This window comes from Nocardioides sp. BGA-UO-ETr-FS32 (assembly GCF_059567905.1).
Window position 1 is genome coordinate 843,704 of sequence record NZ_JCAQOX010000015.1, and the last position, 20,420, is coordinate 864,123.

Annotated in this window: 19 protein-coding genes; 10 read left to right on the forward strand and 9 right to left on the reverse strand. The window is 69.3% G+C overall.

What is annotated here, in order from left to right:
• Positions 1-37 precede the first annotated feature (37 nt).
• From AC57BS_RS17585 to AC57BS_RS17630, 10 genes are all read left to right on the forward strand, one after another.
• Entirely contained in the window at positions 38-2,704 is a 2,667-nt protein-coding gene (locus tag AC57BS_RS17585) for an endonuclease/exonuclease/phosphatase family protein (protein ID WP_496412732.1), read from the forward strand.
• Positions 2,705-2,713: 9 nt separating this feature from the next.
• Positions 2,714-3,385, forward strand: a complete 672-nt coding sequence (locus tag AC57BS_RS17590; protein WP_496412733.1) for an ATP-binding protein — start codon at positions 2,714-2,716, stop codon at positions 3,383-3,385.
• On the forward strand, positions 3,382-3,870 hold the full coding sequence (locus AC57BS_RS17595; RefSeq protein ID WP_496412734.1) for a hypothetical protein: 489 nt from the start codon (positions 3,382-3,384) through the stop codon (positions 3,868-3,870). Before AC57BS_RS17590 ends, AC57BS_RS17595 begins: the two co-directional genes overlap by 4 nt.
• Positions 3,871-3,904: 34 nt before the next feature.
• The gene (locus AC57BS_RS17600) at positions 3,905-5,380 is read left to right on the forward strand and encodes a type IV secretory system conjugative DNA transfer family protein (RefSeq protein ID WP_496412735.1); all 1,476 of its coding nucleotides are present in this window, start codon (positions 3,905-3,907) and stop codon (positions 5,378-5,380) included.
• A gap of 14 nt (positions 5,381-5,394) precedes the next feature.
• Positions 5,395-6,081 carry a hypothetical protein gene (locus AC57BS_RS17605; RefSeq protein ID WP_496412736.1) on the forward strand — a complete coding sequence of 229 codons (687 nt, stop codon included), beginning with the start codon at positions 5,395-5,397 and terminating at the stop codon, positions 6,079-6,081.
• 5 nt (positions 6,082-6,086) lie between these two features.
• On the forward strand, positions 6,087-6,791 hold the full coding sequence (locus AC57BS_RS17610; RefSeq protein WP_496412737.1) for a helix-turn-helix domain-containing protein: 705 nt from the start codon (positions 6,087-6,089) through the stop codon (positions 6,789-6,791).
• 16 nt (positions 6,792-6,807) lie between these two features.
• A complete protein-coding gene (locus tag AC57BS_RS17615) occupies positions 6,808-7,536 on the forward strand; it encodes a hypothetical protein (RefSeq protein WP_496412738.1) in 729 nt (242 codons plus the stop codon).
• Between the two features lie 110 nt (positions 7,537-7,646).
• Positions 7,647-8,390 carry a DUF1889 family protein gene (locus AC57BS_RS17620; RefSeq protein WP_496412739.1) on the forward strand — a complete coding sequence of 248 codons (744 nt, stop codon included), beginning with the start codon at positions 7,647-7,649 and terminating at the stop codon, positions 8,388-8,390.
• Positions 8,391-8,678: 288 nt separating this feature from the next.
• Positions 8,679-9,458, forward strand: coding sequence for a hypothetical protein (locus AC57BS_RS17625; protein WP_496412740.1), 780 nt, complete (start codon positions 8,679-8,681; stop codon positions 9,456-9,458).
• Positions 9,459-9,463: 5 nt separating this feature from the next.
• The gene (locus tag AC57BS_RS17630; protein ID WP_496412741.1) at positions 9,464-10,558 is read left to right on the forward strand and encodes a helix-turn-helix domain-containing protein; all 1,095 of its coding nucleotides are present in this window, start codon (positions 9,464-9,466) and stop codon (positions 10,556-10,558) included.
• A 174-nt stretch (positions 10,559-10,732) separates the two neighbouring features.
• Here AC57BS_RS17630 and AC57BS_RS17635 read toward each other — a convergent pair whose 3' ends face one another.
• From AC57BS_RS17635 to AC57BS_RS17675, 9 genes are all read right to left on the reverse strand, one after another.
• Entirely contained in the window at positions 10,733-10,912 is a 180-nt protein-coding gene (locus AC57BS_RS17635; RefSeq protein WP_496412759.1) for an Lrp/AsnC ligand binding domain-containing protein, read from the reverse strand.
• 428 nt (positions 10,913-11,340) lie between these two features.
• Positions 11,341-12,822 carry a ThiF family adenylyltransferase gene (locus AC57BS_RS17640; RefSeq protein WP_496412742.1) on the reverse strand — a complete coding sequence of 494 codons (1,482 nt, stop codon included), beginning with the start codon at positions 12,820-12,822 and terminating at the stop codon, positions 11,341-11,343.
• Positions 12,819-13,169, reverse strand: coding sequence for a hypothetical protein (locus AC57BS_RS17645; RefSeq protein WP_496412743.1), 351 nt, complete (start codon positions 13,167-13,169; stop codon positions 12,819-12,821). Before AC57BS_RS17645 ends, AC57BS_RS17640 begins: the two co-directional genes overlap by 4 nt.
• Positions 13,170-13,179: 10 nt before the next feature.
• Positions 13,180-13,419 carry a hypothetical protein gene (locus AC57BS_RS17650; RefSeq protein ID WP_496412744.1) on the reverse strand — a complete coding sequence of 80 codons (240 nt, stop codon included), beginning with the start codon at positions 13,417-13,419 and terminating at the stop codon, positions 13,180-13,182.
• Positions 13,420-13,508: 89 nt separating this feature from the next.
• A complete protein-coding gene (locus AC57BS_RS17655; RefSeq protein ID WP_496412745.1) occupies positions 13,509-13,664 on the reverse strand; it encodes a hypothetical protein in 156 nt (51 codons plus the stop codon).
• Positions 13,665-13,747: 83 nt separating this feature from the next.
• Positions 13,748-14,779 carry an ImmA/IrrE family metallo-endopeptidase gene (locus tag AC57BS_RS17660; protein WP_496412746.1) on the reverse strand — a complete coding sequence of 344 codons (1,032 nt, stop codon included), beginning with the start codon at positions 14,777-14,779 and terminating at the stop codon, positions 13,748-13,750.
• Positions 14,776-15,444 (reverse strand): hypothetical protein, encoded by a 669-nt coding sequence (locus AC57BS_RS17665; protein WP_496412747.1) that lies wholly within the window; start codon positions 15,442-15,444, stop codon positions 14,776-14,778. The genes AC57BS_RS17660 and AC57BS_RS17665 overlap by 4 nt, the downstream gene beginning before the upstream one ends.
• Positions 15,441-16,037 (reverse strand): sigma-70 family RNA polymerase sigma factor, encoded by a 597-nt coding sequence (locus tag AC57BS_RS17670; protein WP_496412748.1) that lies wholly within the window; start codon positions 16,035-16,037, stop codon positions 15,441-15,443. The genes AC57BS_RS17665 and AC57BS_RS17670 overlap by 4 nt, the downstream gene beginning before the upstream one ends.
• Before the next feature lie 434 nt (positions 16,038-16,471).
• The coding region (locus tag AC57BS_RS17675; protein ID WP_496412749.1) for an AAA family ATPase at positions 16,472-20,420 on the reverse strand (3,949 nt) is incomplete at its 5' end.

The following is a 20,420-nucleotide window of genomic DNA, read 5'->3' on the forward strand; positions in this document are numbered from 1 at the left end:
TGCACACGCTCGGCGTCCGCCTGAGGAGGTCGTAGTCGTGAAGAAGGGCATCCTGCTCGGTCTGCCGCTGGTGATGATCTGTCCGCTGATGCTGCTCATGCTGGGCATGGGGAACGCCAGCATTGAGGCCGTCCGGGCCGCATGCGCCACCACGGCGACCTCGGGGGGCACGGGCGGGTCGTTCGGGATCGGCACGCTGAACTGGCGCGGCGCCTCGCACTACACCAAGAACCCCCATCCCGGCGAGCGGCCCTACGGCGAGCGGGTGCCGAACATGGTCACCAAGATCAGCGCGTCCGGGGCCTCGATCATCGGGTTCCAGGAGTTCGAGCCGCCACAGGCCCAGGCCTTCCTCGAGGCCACCGACGGGGCGTGGGAGATCGTGGCCGGCAAGCGCCGGAGGCACTCATCCACCGCGGACGCGATCGCCTATCAGCCCTCGGCCTGGAAGGTCGACGAGGTCCGCTACGTCTCGATCAGGTACGGCGGCCCAATGATCCAGGTCCCGCTGGTGCGGTTCACCTCCACTTCAGGACTCGGGTCGATCTGGGTGCTCAACACCCACAACCCAGCCAACGCCGTCGGCGGCACGGACGCGATGCGCGATGCCGCCGTCCGCACCGAGGCCGAGGCGTTGGGGAAGCTGCAAGCCGCCGAGCCGAGCACGCCGCTGTTCCTGACTGGCGACATGAACGACAAGGCCCGGTTCAAGCGGCTGTTCTTGTCCCTGGCGTCGGGCTGGTCGACCGCCAACCCCAGCGACAAGCAGATCGACTGGATCATGGGCAGCCCCGCCGCCACGTTCTCCGGCACCGTCGTCGACCAGAGCACCAACGACAGGGCGCACAAGTACACCGACCACCCCTTCGTTCACACCAGCGTGCAGCCGACCGGCTCTACGCCGCGCCAGCTGGGAGGCAGTGCCGACCTCGGTGTGATGCCCACCGGCATCACCGCCACACCGGGCGCCCCGGTGACGGGTCAGGTCCTGGTCGCGAACGCCAACATCAAGCTGCGGTCTGGGGCGACACCGGGCATCCGCGCCCTCGCCGGCCCGTCGCCGGACTTCATCACGCTCAACGAGGTCGAGGACGTGCCGCTGTCGCAGATGCGTTCCGCCGCGCCCGGCTACGACGCCTACCGCGAGAAGCCGCCGGCCGGCCCGGATGCGGGGCAGGCCATGGGGAGCGCGATCATGTGGCGCACTGACACCTGGAAGATGCTCGACGGTGGCCGCGTCAAGATCGTCGACAACGACCACACCGTGTTCAAGGGCAACAACAAGCTGTGGGACCGGTTCGCCGCCTGGGGCACCTTCCAGCGCGACGACGGCGCGGTCATCTCGATCATCGCGGTCCACCACATGACGAACGTCTATCGGTTCCCCCGCCAGTGGGGGAACCCGCCAATGAGCCGCGCCGAGCAGTACGGCCTCGGCATGGACTACCTGATCAACCTGGTCGGCGTCCTGTCGGCATACGGGCCGGTGTTGGTAGGTGGCGACATGAACTCCCACCCCGGGGACGGCCCCAACGCGGCCGCGCCACGAATGGCGGCGGCCGGCTACCGGTACACCAAGGACTCCGGCGTCATCTACAACTTCTACGCCTCCCCCGCGAATGTCACCAAGACCTGGGAGATCAGCAAGGCCGCCGTCCACTCCGATCACCCCGCTCTGTTCACACGCATGGCCATGAACGGCGCCGGTCCCGGCACGAACGCACCCCCCGGCACCCAGCCCGGCGCAACCAGGCCGGCCGGCTGCCCGCCGTGCCCGACCTCCGGGAACCTCGGTACACTGCTCCAGCCGGTCGCTGCGGCCGGCAACCTCGAGGCCGCCAAGGTTGCGGCCTCGGCCGCCTACCAGGCCGGCTTCCGCGGGGAGGACCTGGTCACCGCGGTGGCCATCGCCCGCGTGGAGTCCACCTGGGATCCGAAGGCCACCACCGGGAGCCACTTCGGGTTGTGGCAGATCTCCGCACAGCACAAGGGCAAGGTGCCCGGCTGGAACACACGAGCCGACATCTTCGACCCGCTCCTCAACGCCCGCTACGCCTTCGCGCTCTACTCCGCGCGACCCGGGTCGGGGGAGGCCAAGTTCGCCGACTGGATCCCCTTCGAGAAGACCGACTACCACCAGTTCCTCGACGTCGCCCGCCAGGCGGTCGCCGCCACCGGCGGAGGCACCACGAACATCGGCAACACCGGTTGCACCGCCTCGCCGATCCAGGTCGCCGGTGAGCTCTCAGCCGCACTCAAGGCCCGCCTCGACGCCATGATGAACACCTCCAACGGCCTCTGCGGGCTGTCGTGGACCAGCGGTGCTCCCTGCACCTACGACAACCAGTGCCCCAAGGTCGTCGACGCGCTCTACGGCGGCCCTGGCGTCGGCCGGGGCTACGGAAACGGGCAGGACGTCGCCCAAGGCATCATCAACGCCGGACTGGCCCAGGCACACGGGACCGGCCTCGACCCGCTCCCGCCCGTGGGCGCCGTGGTCTCCTACAACACCGGCAACGGCGTCGGCCACGTGGCGATCTACGTGGGCGGCGGCACGATCTTCGGCAACGACTACGGCTGTGGCGCGAACGGCGTCCATGGCTGCGTCGGGTTCGCCGACGTCCACACCCCCGGTGGCTCGGTCACCTGGGCCGTGCCCAAGCAGGCGTTCGACCTGGGCGGGATGCCCGCCGCCGCCGCGTAACCGCAGCAGGTGAGAGCGGCCCAGCAACAGCGTTGTGAAAATCGGTGGCGCTGGTGTGTCCGATCGGCGCCGATCTGGGTTGCCTTTCCAAGCATGGACGTACGGATCGGCACCACAGTCGACGGCCAGGCCGCCGGGTTCGACACCAGTAGCGCCCGGCCGCTGCTGCTGGTCGGCGACGTCGGCCGAGGCAAGACCACCACCGCGCGCTACCTCACCCGGTGGTGGCTGGCGAACACCCAGCGGCATGCCCACGTGTACGCCCAAGCAACCAGCGAATGGGCAGACCTGCGCTGCGAGCCCGAGCACCCCGACCAGCTGGAGAACCCGGTCGGCCGCGACTGCCGTCCGGAAGTCTGTCTGGTCGTGGTCGACGACATGGACCTGATCGACGACAACCGCATCTCCTTCCTGCCGCTGGGAAGAGCGCGAACGATCCTGACCTCTCACGGCGGCAACAACCTGGCCGCCGGCCGCGCGCTGCTCGACAACGAAATCGACTGCCTGGGCCTGGTCCGACCCGATCACGCCGACCCTGCCGAGGCCGCAGTCCTGGACGGACAGGGGCGCCTGGACTGGCCGATCGGCACGGTCGCGGTCATCCCGGATCAGCGGGGGCCGATGGACTTCCCGTGCCACCGCTGGCAGGCACCGGCCGGTGCATGGGCGGTGGCGCGATGAGCATGGAGCGTTCCCGGCGCGCCCGGTTCACCAACGTCGCCCCGACGGCGGGCGAGTTCACGGTGGCCGTCCTCCTGGCCGGGCTCTTCTTCATCCTGATCACGCCGCTGGTCGTCCAGGGCGCTGTCGCGTGGGCCACCTCAGGGGGCTTCGCGCTGCCGAACGGCCACCTTCTGGACGCCTACGCCGGGCTACTGCACGGCCACTTCGGTGCGGGCCTGCACCGCGGCGTCGCCGACACGCTGCCGTCGGATGCCGTGATGTGGATGCTCACGCTCCTCGGCGAGGTCCTGGTGCTCGGAGCCGCCGTCGTTGTCGGCATGTGGATGCGCGACCTGACCGGCACCGGCTCCCGGCACGGCCTGGCAACCCCCACGCAGGCCGCGGAGGCCCTCGGGATGCCGCGACTGCGCAAGAGCGCAGCGGTGATCCGGCCAGACCTCTACGCCCGCTCCGGGCGCCGAACCCCGGTCGGCAGCAAGTAGCCGACCCCAAATGCACAGCAGAAAGGAAGCCAACGTGACCACAGCCCTCAAGCACGTGAACCCCCACGAGGTGGGCTGGCGGCTCGGCCAGACCGGGCGCAGCGGACCCGAACTGTGGGTGCCCTACGACCGGACCACGTGCGTGATCGGCCCCCAGGGATCCGGCAAGACCCTGGACCTACTGGTGCCCGCCCTGCTCGATGCGCCCGGCGGCGCACTGGTGACCCTCACGAAGCCCGAGGACCTGTTCCTCACCCTGGAAGCCCGGCAGCACGACGGCCGGCCAGTCGCGGTCCTCGACCCGTTCAACGCCGCCCCCGGCACCCCGGAGTTGGTGTGGGACCCGATCAAGGGCTGTGAGGACGCGATGCTCGCTGAACGGCGGGCGAAGGCGTTCGCGAACGGAACCATCAAGGGCGCCACCTCTCAGTCCTCCGACCAGGCCGCCCGGTTCTACGCCGGCGAGTGCGCCAAGGTCCTGCAGGCCTACTTCCACGCCGCGGCGATCGCCGGCATCGGTCTGGATGAGGTGCTCATGTGGGTCTCCAGCCCGCGGGAGCATCCCCAGGCAGAGGAGATCCTGCGCACCCACCCGGCGGCGGAGCCCCTATGGGACGGCCTGCTGCGCGGCGCCCTGTACGGCGACGAGCGGACGGCCGGCAACACGATCACCACCGTCCAACAGTCCATGGCGCTGTTCTTCCAGCGCTCGATCCGGGAACGCTGCGTCCCCTCCGCGACGCGGCCCGCAACCGACCTCGAAGCACTGATCAAGGCCGGCGGCACGATCTACCTGCTGGGTCGCGACGACCCGTACGCAAGCGCGTCACCGCTGATGACGGCTGTAACCGAGCAGATCCTGGACACGGCCAAGCGGCTGGGCGAGACCTCCCCTCACGGACGGTTGTGCCCCCCGTTCCTGGCTTGCCTGGACGAGCTGCCCTCAACAGCGCCGATCCCCACACTGTCGACGCGGATGGCCAACGAGCGCGCACTGGGGCTGTCCTTCATCCTCGCTGCCCAGACCTGGCGGCAGTTCGTGGTCTCCTACGGCGAGGACGAGGCACGCACCATCTACGGGTTGTCGAACAACCTGGTGGTCTTCGGTGGCGGCAAGGACATCCTCTTCTACCAGGAGCTCGCCGACCTGATCGGATCCACGAGCCACACCGAGACCCGGTACTCGGCGCGCGGCCACGAGTTGTTCGGCGTGATGGACCGGTCCTTTGACCAGCGGCGGGTGCCGATCCTGGAGCCGGCCGAGCTGCGCCGCATCGAGCAGCGCAAGGCGCTGGTGCTGGCGGAGATGTACGACCCGATCATCGCGAACCTGCACCGCTGCATCGACGGCAAGCGCGGCAAGGAGCTGCTGGCCGCGCAGAAGCGTGCCCGACTCGCAGCGCGCGGTCACGAGACCGTCGCACAGCCCATTCACCCGGTGACCGTCGAGCCCCCGACGCCGACCGAGCCGGTGTCCCGGACCCGGCAGCGGCTCGGGATGCCGAAGTAGGCGAGGAGCAGCCGATGACGACGATGCACCCCTCTGAGGTCGCCTCCCGTGCAGCTGGCGGGAGCGCCGCACCGAGCGGCAACGGGATGATGCCGCTGGTCGGGCTGATGGTGCGCCCGTTTCCCGAGCCCGGGCCGACGATCCGCACGGCGATGGAGCAGCTGCAGCAGGCCGCCGTCGAGCCGCCGGCCGATGAGGAGGCGCTGCGCGAGCTCGCGCAGATGCCGCGGCCGTGGGACCCGGCCACGTGCACCGGGCTGATGCGCTCCGAGCTGTGGGCGTGGCTGGACCTGGTCGCGATGTGGGTCAACGAGCAGCACCTGTGGAACGTGACCCGTCCCGGGATCCCTGAGTGCTGGCCCGCGCACCCGCACCTGGTGCACGACCTCGCGGTGCTCGCGTGCAGCCGCTACTACACCAGCTTCGCCGTCACCCCGGCCGCGTTGGAGGACTGGCATCGCTACGGGCTGCCGGGGTTCCTCGAGCGGCTGCGTGACCGGCTCGGCGACGGCTGCCAGCCGGGCAAGCACCAGCCCCGGCCCCGTCGCGAGCGCGACGAGAGCCACGCCTCCACGCGGGTTGGCCGCGGCCGCAAGCAGGGCTACCGCGACGACGTCGACCGTGCCGGCGAGCTGGCCGCGGTCACCAGCAAGCCCGACGACACCAAGCCCGCCCACAACGATCTTCACGAAAGGTGGTAGCCGCGATGGCCACTCCAGACAACAGCACTCGGCGGCTCCGGCTCGTCGACGACCAGCAGGACCAGCCCGCCGATGCGGCTGCACCAGATGGCGAGCTCACCGCCAAGCAGGCGGCGGCGTTCGCCGCGCTGGTCGCCAACGCGAATCAGTCCGCCGTCGAGCGGACGCTCGACCAGATGAACGCCGAGCAGCTGCGGGCGCTCGCGATCGCGCTGGCCACTCAGGTCAACGCCGCCGGAACCGCGACTGGCGAGGTGGCCGACGTCGGACCCGACGGCATCTGCGCGATCGCGATCGCCACCGCCGCGCAGTCCTTCGGCACCACCCGCGACGCGGTGCTCAGCGCCGACCGCCACCGCGCGGTGACCGACGCCCGCGCCGTGGCGATGACGGCAGCCCGGCGCGGCGGCCTGACCCTGCCGGCGATCGCGGCCTACTTCGGCAAGGACCACACCAGCGTCATGTACGCCCAGAACAAGGTCGCGAACAACCCTCGGCTCAACGCGGTGTGCTCCCGCATCGTCGACCAACTCGACGAGCACTACGCGGAGCCGACCAGCATCCCCGGCGAGGACCCCGCCGCCCCCGAGAGCGAGCGCAGCACAACGCTGCAGCTGGCCGCCCTCGACCAGGCCCGCAACGAGACCGCCCGTCGGCACCAGGACAAGGACGGCCAGCGGCTCGCGGTCTCGGCCGCGCCCGCCAGGTAGGGCAGGGCCGAGCGCGATGCTGAACCGGGACCAGCAGAACTTGCTGGGTGCACTGGGCGCCGGAATGGCGGCCGACGCACTCCTCGATCGCCTCCGCGAACGGGGGACGCTGGAAGGCGGCCGTTCAGCACCGCAGGAAGGCTGCTGGATCAACTACAACCGCAAGGCGGTCTGGCTCGAAGACCACTCCGAGTTCTCCGAGGCGATGACGGCAGCCGGCACCGACACGGAGGCCTGGCGCCGGATCAGGCCGAAGGTCGTGTTGAAGGTGACCTGGGCCGAGGCCGCGGCGCACGGCGCGAGCCTGCCGCAGGCGTTGCGCAACGAGCTGGACACGCTGCGACGCATGGAGCGCGCCGAGAACCGTAGCTGGAGCGAGTTCAGCGATCAGCGTGGCGGCTGGCCGCACCGGCGGCGCTTCGGCTCCGACGAGGAGCACCAGGTCGTGCAGGCCGACTGGGACTCCGCCTACGGCAAGCACCTGGTGGCGCTGCGTGACGTGTGGGACTACCAGAAGTCGGCGATCGCCCGCGCTCTCCCACTCACCGTCGATGACGAACCCGTGGACCTCCTCGAACTCCTCGACCAGCGACCAGCGGCACCAGCATCTCCTGCGTCGACCCCAACTGCGGCGCTGCAAGCCGGCGCTATGCGGGCCGCGACCACCAACCCGTCAACGACGTCGGCGACACCCGACGAGGGACTCTTCACGCTGCCGAGCACCGATCCGAGCATCGGCCGCTGACCCCATTGGCAGAACCCACCGAAACTGTCGGACCGCCGCGTTAGCGTGGCGTGCGAGGGCCGCGCGACGAACCGAGCGACGCAGTGCGCGGCGGAGAGGGCAGCGATTCCGTGTTCGACCACGACCGTGACATTCCCCGCGCGTACACCGTGCCCGGCATCCCGCACGCCGCCGCAAGCAGGCTCGGCGTCCAGTGGGCACTCCAGCAGGTGAAGGCCCTCGACGAGCCGGTGACGCTGTATGCACCGGGCAAGCAGAATCTCCGCGACGTCGAGACCGGTCACCCCGCCGTGCACGCGCTGATGCGGCGTGGCGTGTCGGTTCGGACTTGGCGTGACATCGGCCCCGGCAGGGGAGTGGTGATCGCGCTGTGGCCCGACGAGAAGCACCTCCTCGAAGCCGACGAGAGCTCGCGGACGGCCGCCCTCGTGGCGGTCACCTGGAGCCCTCGCGAAACGCTCGGCTGGGCTCAGGCGAAGCACGCGGAACCGCTCGGCGGCCCGAAGCCGGACCTCACCCCTGTACGGCCTCTGGACCCCGTCGTTGCCGAAGCCGTCGACGGGCTCGGCATCCTCGTCGGACAGCACAAGACCGCCGACCAGCGCTACCGGGCCGCCGTTGCGAAGGACCTCACGATCCTGCTGCGAGCCGGTTACTCCCTCGACCCGGACGCCCTCCATACCCATGCGATCGGCCACGGCTGGCGCGCCAGCAACGCCGACATCCTGCGTGACGTCGCCGGCCGCGTGAACGCGGGCCGCGTCATCCAGGGCATGAAGACCGCCCCACTCGCCGACGACGTCCTCGACCACTGGCGCAACCGGGCAGCCGCCCGGGCCGAGAGCCCGGAGTGACCGCGGGCCGAAATCAGTGTCGGTGGCGGCATCTACGTTGACCTCATGCAGCTCACGGCGGACGAGATCGACCGGTTCTGGTCGTACGTCGTGAAGGGCCCCAGCGAGACCTCAAGTTGGTTGTTCGCGCAGAGGTGGGGGTCTGAGACACAGGGGAGAGGCTCGACTGACACCGTTCTGGATGCTGACGACTCGCCAAACGCGCCCAAAATGACCAGATGAGCACCGCGAACTGAAGTTTCGTGTAGCCTCCTCTCGACAGACCAACCTAGGGGAGGACGTGGGCGAGTGACCGAGACGCTGAGTACCAGCTTCATGCAGCGCCAATTTGGTGAGGACTCACAGGCCGTCTCGGCCGCGCTCGTCGCCGCAGGCGGCGAAGCCCACACGCGATCCTTGGACGCCAAGATCGGCTCGAGGTTGAAGTCGAATCACGCCTACGGCAGCACCTTCTGGCTCGCCCTACCGCAGGAGGTGGTTGCCCGCCTGCTGCCGATCCTCGACGGCGCTGTTCCGTTCCCACCCCGCGGCGCCCCGTACGAGCTCCTCGTCTGGAATGGCATCGCCATCCTGCCGGTGAAGGTCATGGAGACCAGCAAGCGTGACAACCGTATGCGGGCCCGGATCTCGGACCTGCGGTCTCGGCTGACGAAAGTGAACGTCTTGGCGGCGCCCCATCCGACCTTGTTCGACGACCTCGATGAGTTCACCCTCGACGAGTTCGAGGAGGAGGCTCGCAAGGTCGCCGAGGCGGCAAGGTCGGCCATTGGGAACCTGGCAGCGAAAATGGTTGTGGCGGCGTACCAGTGCAACCCGAAGAGCGGCCTGCAGGTCGTCCGGGTCGGCATCGCCACCCTCGACACCGACGGCCATATCAACTTCTCAGATAGCGAGCAGCTTTCGCTCATTGAGCCCTCCGACACCGGCGCGAAGCCGACGGTGGTCGCCGGTGAAACGTTCGATGCAGCGCCGAGGCCGAAGCCGTTGCTTGAGGTCGTAGAGGAGGAGGCGACCGCGACGGGCGATGACGAGCAGGCTGATGGTTCTCACACGTCCGCGCCGGAGTGATCCCAATGGCCTCGAGCATCACTTTCGAGCCCGACCGCCTTCGCCAGGCACGCCAGTTGGCGCTGATGACGAAGAAGGAGGTCGCCGAGGCAGCCGACGTCTCCCCTGCCGCTGTCGGACAGTACGAGGCAGGCATCTCAGTTCCCCGTTCCAGCACAGTCCAGCGACTCGCCCGTGCACTCGACGTCCCGGTCGAGTTCTTCGCCCCGGGCCGACCGCTCCAGAGGTTGGAAACGAGCGAGACCTACTTCGAAAGCCTCCGTGCGACCACGGCGAAGCAGCGATCCCGGGCGACGTCATTCGCCGAGCAGATCTGGGAGTTGTCGTTTGCGCTCGAAGCACACGTCCGCTTCCCGCCGATCGAGTTGCCGGACATCTTCGGCGACGCCGACGCCCACTACTCTCCACGCGACGTCGCCTTGGAGACACGAAAACTGTGGGGACTCGGTGCCGAGCCCATCGGTCACCTCGTGTCGCAACTGGAAGCGCACGGCATCATCTGCGCGATGGCTCCGCCCACTGCGAAGGACGTCACGGCACGGATCGACGCCTACTCGACCCTGGCGTTCCGCAGACCGCTCGTGGTGCTCACCGCGGATCGAGCCGACGACGTTCTCCGTCATCGCTTCAGCGCAGCACACGAACTGGGACACCTGGTCTTGCACGGCGGTTCTGCGTCTGGAGAGCTTTGGCTCGAAAGAGAGGCCGACGCATTCGCCGCCGAGTTCCTAACCCCGCGGGCAGGGATCGAGAAGGAACTCCCCGAACGTCTCGACTTCGCGAAGCTCTTCAGGCTGAGCGAGCGGTGGGGCGTCGAGGTACGCAGCCTCATCTACCGCAGCCAGGAGCTGGGCATCATCTCGGAGAGCACCGCCCGCCGCGCCTACATCCGCCTGGCACAGGCACCGCAAGAGCGCCGGCCAATCCGGCAGTACGACGGAGAAGTCCCCTCCATGCTGAACGCGGCGTATGAACTCGCAGAGCAGCGAGGGGTCACCGTCGCATCGCTTGCGGAGCAGCTCAGATGGAAGCCTGCGAGAGTTCGCCAGCTACTTGGGCAGGACGAAGACCCTCGTCCCGCCCTCCGGCTGGTGAGGTGAGCGCGGCCGTCTTCCAGTCGCCGTCGGGCTCGGTCACTTGCCACCCCTGGGCTGTCGCTAACTGCGGAAGCAGACCTCTGCCCAGCACGGTGCCAGCAGCAGCCGACGAAAGCGCCGAATGTTGGGAGATCGTCCGCGTGCGTGCGCTCGTGCGCGCGCGGGGCACACGCGTCGCTACGGGGCGGTGAGGGAGTTGAACAGCAGGCTGGTCTGGGTCTCACGCACACCGGGCAGGCTCCGGATCCGTTCGAGCACGAGGTCGAACTCGGACAGACTGCGGCAGCGCAGCTGGATGACGAGGTCCCAGGCGCCGGTTGTGGAGTGGGGGTGCTCGACCTCGGGGTAGCCGCGGATCTCGCGGACTGCGACGAGACACCATCCGGTTTTCTCCGCACCACTACACCAGCACCGGTGACATCGACGACCTAGAACGAGTCATTCGTGCCTGACGACGCACGGGGTGGATGCAGTCTCACCCCCGGCGGGGAGAGGGCATTGTCGTCAAGCCCGCCCATCTGGCCGAGGATCGGATTCACCCCGCGGTGCGACGACCGGGTCACAGGTTGAAGAAGTAACGGAGGTGTCGAGAGGCAGCGAAGATTGACCGACGTTCCGGTGCGATCGTTGACGAAGTAAGTGCCATCCAGGTGGCCGTCAAAGTAGGTGCTTCGATCTGCGGCCGAATCTGCGCACAGATCGTCCCGCCGGCCCCCGTGGAGGTTGTCGCGGCGGGGGGCCCGGGCGGCGGGACGCGGAGCGCTCGCCGTCCCCGACGTCGGGCTCTAGCGGCGACTGGTCCACCTGATCAACGCGACGACGTAGCGCGCTACCAGGCCGACCACCGCCCTGACCGCCATCGATCCGTTGGTGGGGGCGTCGGCGACGGTCTGCGCCAAGGGGATCCGCTGGTCCCCTTGGGCCACGAGGTTCTCGTATACGCAGGCGGGGCTGGTGGTGGCCTGGACGTGCTCGAGTCGGTGGGTGGTGAGGCTGAAGCGGAGCGGGCCGGGCTCGCCGAACTTCGACGGTGCCACCACGAGGGAGACGAACAGTGCCAGCTGCGAGGCCATGACCGCGGCCGACAACATCGCCACGTTCTGCCTCCCGGGCACGGGCTGGCCGGACCTCTCGATGTAGGTCGGGTCATCGAACAGCCCGAGTCGGTCGCGGGCGACCTGCGCGGGATCAAGCTGGCCGTTGCACTGCAGGCAGGGACGGCCGGGCCGGACGATGTGGGTGCGGACTGTGGCGTTGCGCATCTGCCCGGTCTCGAAGATGTCGATCCCGATCCCGCCGTCGATGACCGGGATCAGGTCGGTGTACGCGATCTGGTTGAGGACGGCCCTGGGCCATGGCCGGTCGACGCAGGAGAAGATCACGTCGTAGTCCAGAGCCGTGCTCTGGCCCCGGGTGCCGGTGACGTCGAGCTGGTGCCGGCCGAACTCGAAGGCGGCGGCGGTCGCCGCGCTGCGGCACGCTCGCTCGGCGACGTCGACCTTGGGGACCTGGAACTGGGCGTCACGGCGGGTCGCGGCGACCAGGCGGTCGCGGTTCACCTCCTTGACGACGTCGAAGTCCATCACGGCGACCTTCTCGATCCCGGTCGCGGCCAGCCGGATAGCCACGTCCATACCCACGCTGCCGGCACCGACCGCCAGGACACGCAGACGCGCCATGTCGGCCTGCGGGCGCTCGCCCCATGCCGAGACGGTGCGCAGCTGGCTGGGCATCGGGGCTGGGACCGGGACCAACCGGTCGTTCCAGGTGGCCCCGAGGCGTGCGCCCAGGACCCGGACACTCTCGGCGTCGACGTGGTCCACGGCGCTTCCGGCGGAACTCCAGCTGCGGGCAGACCACGTGTGGTCCTTGCCGGCGAGGGTTACTCCGACCAGCGGCTGGCCGGTGACCTGCTCGACCAGGTGGGCATAGGACGCCTCGGCGTCGGCGTCGAGGTCGCTGAGCTCCTGCCAACCGCGGCCGCCGGGGTGGGAGTGGAGGATCGCCACGCCCAGACCGAGGTCGCGGGCGTGGCGTGCGACTCGCAGGACGTACCGGCCGGTGACGGTGGCGTTGCCGTGGACCTTCCGCTCTCCCTCGAGAGGAAGGCACGCGTCGCGGAGCAGCGCCGTGTCGCGCTCGGCACCTGTGGAAGGTGCGTACATGGTCAGGCAGAGGTCCTCCTGGCCGTCGGAGCGGATCAGGTGCCGCGTCAGGGTCTCGTCGAATGCCTTGGTCATCGCGACCGAGAATCGCCGCGGGGTCATGCGGTAGCTCCGGCGATCACGCTGCGCACGTGGGAGAGCCAGGCCATGCCGTGGTTGATCTCCTGCGCCCAGCCCTTGATGTCGCGGGAGTGACCGACCCAGCCGGGGTGGGGCGAGGCCCCGGTGTTCGACGCCGGGATGCTGACGTCGGCTGGGAGGTGCACCCAGTGGGGCGGGGTGGCCGGCCACAGCTGCGCCTCGGACTCGGCCACGCCGCTCTCGACCGGCTGGCCGGCGCGGGCGCCGTGGGTGGGGGTGAGGGTGTAGGTGAGTAAACCGTGACGGAGCACGGGTGCTGCGCCGAGCGCTTCCAGGCACCTCACCATGGCGTCGATTCCGTGCTCCATCCCGGCCTCCTCAGGCCACCGGGGCGCTGGCGCGCACCGTGACGAAGTCGTCGCCGTCCTGGACGATGACCTGCTGGTCGTCCTTGAACGCGTCACCATCGCCGTGCAGTTTGGCCAGGTCGTACATCGCCGGGTCCAGGCCCGCGAGGGTGAGGATGGCGCCGGCGGTCTGGTGCTTCTCGCTCACCGTGAACTCGACGTTATCGACGGTGATGGTGATGGTTTGGGGCGGCTTCTTGTCGTTGGTCATGACTGTTCTCCTTGCTGACTTGCTCGTGGTTGATTGCTCGTACGCATGGGTGATGCCGTAGGGCACGGTGGTGCGGGGGTGAGGCTGGTCTACTTCTCGTTGCGGACGCCCTTGTGCTGCTGCGGGCTGCCGTTGAGGATCCGGCCGGTCTTGGTGTCGCGCTTGAACCAGATGCCGTTGACCTTGAACTCGCTGCGTCCCTTGACGGCGCCGACGCGGTGGCCCTTGCTGGTGTTCTTCGCCATCTGTGGTGTCGTCTCCTGCCCGAGAGTCGTCGGGGCGGTCCCGGCGTCCTCTCAGCAGGTAGTCGAGGCGGAGGCGCGAGCTGTTAGCGGCACTCCTCGCACAGGCCGTTGACGAGCAGGTTCGGGCGGAACATCAAGAAGCAGCCGCCGGCACACATGATCAGCTCGTCCTGCTGGCGCTCGCAGCGGCACTTTCCACACTCCGGGCAGTGCGCCTCGTCGCAGGTCGGGCACGGGTACCCACGGACCTTCCGGGTCTGCCCGCAGCAGTGGATCTCGCGTTCTGGCCGCTGATCGAACTCACGCGCCGTGTTGGGGTGGAACCTTTCGGCGCCCCACAGGTCGGTGTCGGCGAGCACGGCGATCCACCGTCCGCGGACCTCGACGGCGTCGAGGTAGAGGTCGGCCCGCTCGCCCCACGGCATCGCCCAGAAGCTGCGCCTCCGGATGGCTCCGCCCGCACGGTGGTGGTGGAGCGGGTGGCCAGCCGGGACGTCCTGTCCGGGCCATGGGTAGACCTTGGGCCAGCCCCGTTCCGGGTCTGGGCGGATGCTCGCGTAGGCCACGACTGCTGGATCCGGGGAGCCGGGGTGTTCGACGATCACCACTGCGCCGAGTCCGGGCAGTCGGGCGGCGAGGGCGATCGCACACGCTGGGATGCTGGCGTTGCTGTGCTCATAGAGGTCGAGGACGTGCCGGGCCTGCACTGGCCCGGCCTGGACGGCCTGGTCGATGGACGACTGGGTCAACAGCAGCCGTTGGGCGATGCCGTCGCAGACCGTCTCGAGCTCCTGGTTCGGGTCAGGCTGCTCGAAGAGCCAGTCGTAGACCGGCGGCGTCTGGGTCACCAGCCAGTGGCCCAGCTCGTGGGCCAGGGTGAAGTTCTCCCGGCGGCTGTAGGGAGTGGGCGCAAAGAGGATCACCCGGTCCTGGAGGAAGGAGACGCCGTCGCAGGCCCCGCCATCACCGCGTCGCTGCGCGAGGTGCGGGGCCTGCTGGACCTTCAGGTCAAGTCCGTCGCGGAGCGCCGTGATCGGGTCGGCGGCGAATCCAGCGCGAACTTGCGGCGTGAGAACCGCGAGTGCGGCCTCGACGCACTCCTCGATCGTTCTCATTGGCCCTGGTTCGCCTCCAGTGCGCGGACGAGCTCCTCCACCGACGCCAGCATCTGCTCCTTGTCGGGCTCGTCTCCACGGTGAACCGTGGCCAGCATCCGTGACTGCAGGGCCGATACCGCCATGGTTGGGGACAGCCGTTGGATCTGCGCGAACCGCTGAGCGAGGTCACGAAAGCGTGGTGTTGTTGCGACATCCTCGGCCAGCGCGCGGAGCGTGTTTGGCTGCGGCTCAGCCTTTGCAACCAGACGATCGGGATCGATGCGCACCTCTTCGGCGATCGCCTTGATCAGCGCCGGGGGAACGTCCGGCGCGGCACGTGTTTGCCACCGGAACACGTCGGTGGTGTCCACCTGCCACCCGCGTGCACTCAGTCGGGCGGCCAACGCGGTGGGCTTGACGCGGCTTGCCTTGCAGGCGCGCACGAGAGCGGCGGCGTCGAGCTGGAAGCCGGGGTCCGGCACCACGCCCAGCATCGCGGCGACGGGATCCTCCTCCAGGGGAGGGGCGGTGTGTGCTGCCTCCCACACCAGGTCGCCGGCATCGAGCAGCGCCCGGATCTGCTCGCGCTGGTCGCCGTCGAGTCGCGTGAGCATCTGCTCGCGCCGCGGGCCAGGTGGTTCTTCCAGCAGTTGCTCCAGCAGTCGGTCGGTCTCTTCGTTCATAGGTCCACCTCCTTCGCCCCCAAGATATTGATCAATTCCTTCCTCGCCTTCGCCGAGATCTGCCTGACCCGGGAGCTGGACACCCCGAGCTCGTCGGCGACCTCCTGGGAGGACCGCTCCAGCCCCGCGCACTGCCACAGAACGTGGGCCGCCTGGTGGTCCCATGCCTCCAGTTCGACCAGCGCATCCTGCACGGTCTGCACCCTTTGGTGACGTCCGATCAGCTCAACCACACCGGAAGCGGGGTCGTCTTCGACCTGGTCGCCGCCGTGCCGCTCGTCCTCGAGGGGGGTGGCCTCGTCGATCACGAGCTGTTCGTGACGGTGGGCGGCCGACTTCCACAGGTCCCGGATCTTGTTCTGGACCGCTCGGACCAAGAACGCCTCCCAGTTGTGCACCTCCTGGCGTGGTGGGTTCTTGACCATCGACATCATCACTTCGCCGATCACGTCCTCGGCCCGGTTGTGCCGATCGGTGCGCAGCATGCCGAAGGCGACGCGGTACATGGTTTCGCGGTGCTCCAGGTACACCGCTGCGAGGTCCGGGCCGACACTGGGCGCCTCGGCCTTTGATGCCTGTTGTTGTGGTTCCATTCTCAACCCCTCGAGGGCACGCGGATCTCGAATGCTAGTTCTGGCAGGTAGTCGAAGCCGGCACTTCGCCTGTTAGCGGCAGGCACGTCGTGGGCGTGCCCCCCGGGCGTTGGGCGGCGTTGGGCAACTCGGGGCTGCCGTTCGACGCAATGACCCGAGCTTGTTGGTCCGCGTGCCGGCGGCGAGGGCCACGCACGCGCCTCGAATGTCTACTCGTTGGGTAGATCTTGACAAGAGGTGCCCGTGGTCAAAGTTGGCTGCATCTCGACAGGAGGTGTGGCTATCCACTCGGCGGTTGGGCCCAGGTGTCCGGGTCATGATGGTCCGTAGCGCGCTCAGAACGCGTCCTGACGACGAACGGGGACGCCAATCACCCCAGATTCGAGTTGCGGGAGGTCTGCAGTTCACTCAGAGCGATTCTGAGTGAACCGGGATCATCGCTCCGGACCGGCTGGATCGGGTCGTCCCAAAGGCGGCCCAACGTGGTCGGGCCGGGGTGTGGTGGATGCGGCTGCGAGCCTCTGCTCGACGGCCCGGCGGCGGGACAGGGGATCGCGGTTGGCTGCCTTCGCGCGGGCTGCGTTGTTGATCTCGTCGATGCGGGCCTGGGCGTAGGCCGAGCGGTTGCGGTCGCGCTCCATGCTCTCGGTGACGGTCTGGTGCTCGAGGATGCCGGGGGCGAGGTGTAGCCGGGTGCGGAGCCGGTTGGTGGCGTCGAGCCAGACCTCCGAGCCGCGGACGCCGAGGATGCGGGCGGTCTGGTGGATGAGCTTCTGGCGGACGTCGGTGTCGGACCAGTGACCGGCGGTGCGGAGCAGGTGGTCGATCATCGCGTCGCCGAGCGGGGCACGGTTCGCGATGGCGGCGGTGATCGCGGCGGCGCCCTGGGTCTCGAACAAGTTGGCCGGGTCCAGGCCGTCGGGGAGTTCGAGGTGGGTGGGGTCGAGGTCGGCCGCGGTCAGGTTCCAGAAGGCGGTCTGTGCGGACTTCCAGCCAGCGGGGTCGGAGTCGGTGGCCACGGCGATGCGGTCGCGGCCCTTGACCATGTCGATGGTGCCACGCAGCAGCCTGATCTGGTTAACGGTGAGCGCGGTCCCCATCGGGGCGATGCCAACCGCGGCGCCGCCGCTGCCGAGGGTGATGGCGAAAGCGTCCATCGGGCCTTCGACGATGACCGGGAGCGCGCCGTTGGCGAGGAGTTCGCGGGCTTCGGCGTACCCGAAGAGCGCCTCGCCCTTGGTGAAGACCGGGGTGGTGCGGGTGTTGAGGTACTTCGGTCCGGCGTAGTCGTCGTCGGTCTTGGTGGGGTTGCGGCGGCCGACGAATCCGAGGATCGCACTTCCGGCGGGGTCGTGGGGGTCACGGATGGGCATGACCAGCCGGTCGCGGAAGAAGTCGCGGTAGTAGGTCGTCCCGTCGTTGCGTTCACGCAGGGAGACGAGGCCGGCCTGTTCGAGCTCGTCCAGGCTGGCGCCCTGGTGGGTGAGGTGGCGCATCAGGCTGCGGCCGCCGCCGGGCGCGTACCCGACGGAGTAGTTGGGGTGGTCGGCGAGGTTGGTCCCAATGCGCTCGCGCAGGTAGTCCGGCGCCCACGAGCGCGGGCAGCAGGACTCGTAGTAGGCCAGTGCCTGCTGGTTGAGCTCGTGGATCCGCTCGGCCGGGATCTCGTTCGGGTCGGGGAAGGCGTTCTCGGCCGTGATCTCGTCGGCTTCCTGCCACGGCAGGGGCGACGCGTACGGGTCCTCGACGTACCCGTAGTCGGCGGCCGCGACGTCGTCGTACGACGGCGGGTCGGGCTCATCGCCGGGCGGTGCCCAGTCGACCGATTCGGCGGCGAGATCCTCGTACTCGTCCGGGGTGGGGGAGTGGACGACAGGGGCGTCTGGGTCGTCGGGCTGGTCGCGGTAGAACGCGGCCATGAACTCGTCGGCATCCTCGGGCGGCAGCAGGTCCGGGGGCACGTCGGCGTCGCCATACGGTGCCGCGTCGTCACCTGGTGGCGGCTCGTCCATGGGCTGGTCGGTGAGCATGGCGATGCGCAGCACGAGCGCGTCGGCGACCTCGACGCCGGTGAGGCTGCCGTCTTGGGGGACCCCGGCCAGCGCGCTGGAGAGGATGTCGCTCGGGGTCCAGCCGTAGTGCTCGCAGGCTTCGTCAACGGCAGCGACCAGCGCGGGCCAAGCGGGTGACTTCTGGAGATAGTCGGCCTTCGTGGTGCCGACGAGCTCGGCCAGCGCGGTGCGCCATGCTGGCTGGAGCAGGTTCGCGGAGTGCTCGTCGGCACCGAGCGCGGCCGGCCCGAGGTGCGGAACGAGGCGCCACCACAGGGCCGCGGCCTGTTGCTCGTCGGGCAGCGGCCGCGCGGCGGTCTCGGCGCTCGGATCGGTGCCGGGTTCGCCGGCCGGTGCAGCGGGATCGGTCTTCAGCGCTTGCGTGATGTAGTCGGTCACGGGCAGCCCGGCGCGCTCGAGGCGGGCGAGCCGCTGGCACAGCGGAGTGATCCACCGGTCTTGGCGGACGGTCTCGGGCAGCGCCTGGTACCAGGTGCGCTGGGAGAAGGGGTAGCTCGGGCGTGCCTCGCGCACGGCCCGGTTGAGCTTGGCCTGGTAGGCGCCAGGGGCGCCGATGGTGCGGTCGCCGGTGGGGCGCAGGTCGTTCTCGTCGGTCCCGGCCACGGCACGCCACACCGCGAGCTCGGCCCGCAGATCGGTGTCCTCGTCCTCGAGGAAGGGCTGTGCCCAGGCAGGTGCGGTGGCGCCGGTCCAGTCGCCGGCCGTCTCGCGGACGGCGTCGATCTGCTCACGGACGAGCTGGTGATAGGAGGCCGCGAACGGACCCCAGTCGTGGTTGTCGGCCAGCCTGGCGGGGATGCCGGGCAGCCAGGGAAGCGGCCCGGCCGCAGCCGGAGGCGTGCTCGCGTCGTGCGGTCGGGCCGCGGTGAGCTCGGCAACCAGGTCGTCGACCCGGGCATCGAGCACCGCCGCGGGGTCGCGGGCGTCGGCCAGCGAACCGACGCCCACGGCTGCGGTCAGCAGCTTCAAGGGGCTGTGCTCGTCGAGCGCGACGAGCGCGAGGTGGGAGCGCAGCGTCGGCCACGCGGGTGCCTCTGTCAGCCCGGTCAGAAGTGCTTCGGCGTGCGCGTCAATCTTGTCCATGCCGGTGGCGCCGATCAGGTTCTCGGCTCCGGCCGTGACCGCGTCGTGGTAGCGGCTGGCCATGTCCCCGAGCAGCTGGTGCGGGTTGGTCTGCTCGCGCAGCGTGGTCGTTGCGGAGACCGGCGAGCCGTCGCGGCGCAGCATCTCGGCGATCCGGTCGAGCGCGGTCGGCGGGATGAGCGCCTCGGGCCGGATCAGGTTGTGCGGGTCACCGTCGCTGGCGACGTTGAGATAGAGGTGGTTGGCGAACTTGCCGCGGGAGAGCGCGACATAGAGCAGGTTGCGGTCCTCGTCACCGGTGAGGACGACGTGACAGGTGCCGGTGGTGATGCCCTGGGCGCCGTGCACGGTTGTCGCGTAGCCGAGCTGGACCGTCTTGGAGACGTAGTCGGCTGGCAGGGTGATGGTCTTGCCGAGCTGGTCGTGGACCACTCGCAGGGAGCCGTCGGCGTTGACCTTCTTGACGTGCCAGCGGTTGCCGTTCTTGACCCAGTTGGTGCGGCTGATGCGCAGGCGCCGGTCGTTCTCGCGGGTGATGATCCGGTCACCGTCGGAGACCTTCGTGCCGTCGGCCAGCGTCAGTACGCGCCCGATCTCCTTCTCGTCGCGGCCAGCGATGCGGTCGTTGCGGGCCCGGGTGTTGAGCTCTGCGGCGAGGTCGCGGGTGGGTGCGATGAGGACGGAGTCGGTGTCGGCGGCGCGGTCGGCCGCCCATGCCGCGTAGGCCTGGTCGGCGCAGGCACCGAGGTCGCCGACGTGGATGCGGCCCCGGTCGGCGTAGAACGCGATCGCCGACGGGTCGCCCTCGCGCAACGCCAGGGTGGCGGCCGCCTCGGCGTGGTTGAGGCTGCCGTCGGGGTTGCGGAAGCGGTGCACTTCGCCGAGGGTGACGGCGCCGATCTGGTGGGCGATGTCACGCAGTACGCCGCCGGCGGCGACCGAGGCGAGCTGCCGGTCGTCACCGACCAGCCGCACCTGGCCACCGCGCGAGGTGACGTAGTCGATCGCCGCCGCCAGATCGGTGGTGGCGGCCATGCCCGCCTCGTCGATCAGGACGAGGGTCTTGGGGTTGATCCTCTCCATCCACGAGGGCGCTCCGCCCTTTTCGGCGTGCCACACGAGCTTGGCCAGCGTGTCGGCGCGAACCTTCTTCCGACCCGGGCGCCACGGCCCGTTCAGGAGTCCCTTGGCCTTCGCCGCGGCACCGGCGTCGCCGGTCTCGGGGTTG

What these genes read in the sequence shown, in the direction of transcription:
- AC57BS_RS17645 (WP_496412743.1), bottom strand. Translation starts at nt 13,169, where the DNA reads ATGGAGCACGGAATCGACGCCATGGTGAGGTGCCTGGAAGCGCTCGGC.
- AC57BS_RS17615 (WP_496412738.1), top strand. Translation starts at nt 6,808, where the DNA reads ATGCTGAACCGGGACCAGCAGAACTTGCTGGGTGCACTGGGCGCCGGA.
- AC57BS_RS17630 (WP_496412741.1), top strand. Translation starts at nt 9,464, where the DNA reads ATGGCCTCGAGCATCACTTTCGAGCCCGACCGCCTTCGCCAGGCACGC.
- AC57BS_RS17640 (WP_496412742.1), bottom strand. Translation starts at nt 12,822, where the DNA reads ATGACCCCGCGGCGATTCTCGGTCGCGATGACCAAGGCATTCGACGAG.
- AC57BS_RS17665 (WP_496412747.1), bottom strand. Translation starts at nt 15,444, where the DNA reads ATGAACGAAGAGACCGACCGACTGCTGGAGCAACTGCTGGAAGAACCA.
- AC57BS_RS17595 (WP_496412734.1), top strand. Translation starts at nt 3,382, where the DNA reads ATGAGCATGGAGCGTTCCCGGCGCGCCCGGTTCACCAACGTCGCCCCG.
- AC57BS_RS17660 (WP_496412746.1), bottom strand. Translation starts at nt 14,779, where the DNA reads ATGAGAACGATCGAGGAGTGCGTCGAGGCCGCACTCGCGGTTCTCACG.
- AC57BS_RS17605 (WP_496412736.1), top strand. Translation starts at nt 5,395, where the DNA reads ATGACGACGATGCACCCCTCTGAGGTCGCCTCCCGTGCAGCTGGCGGG.
- AC57BS_RS17670 (WP_496412748.1), bottom strand. Translation starts at nt 16,037, where the DNA reads ATGGAACCACAACAACAGGCATCAAAGGCCGAGGCGCCCAGTGTCGGC.
- AC57BS_RS17610 (WP_496412737.1), top strand. Translation starts at nt 6,087, where the DNA reads ATGGCCACTCCAGACAACAGCACTCGGCGGCTCCGGCTCGTCGACGAC.
- AC57BS_RS17655 (WP_496412745.1), bottom strand. Translation starts at nt 13,664, where the DNA reads ATGGCGAAGAACACCAGCAAGGGCCACCGCGTCGGCGCCGTCAAGGGA.
- AC57BS_RS17650 (WP_496412744.1), bottom strand. Translation starts at nt 13,419, where the DNA reads ATGACCAACGACAAGAAGCCGCCCCAAACCATCACCATCACCGTCGAT.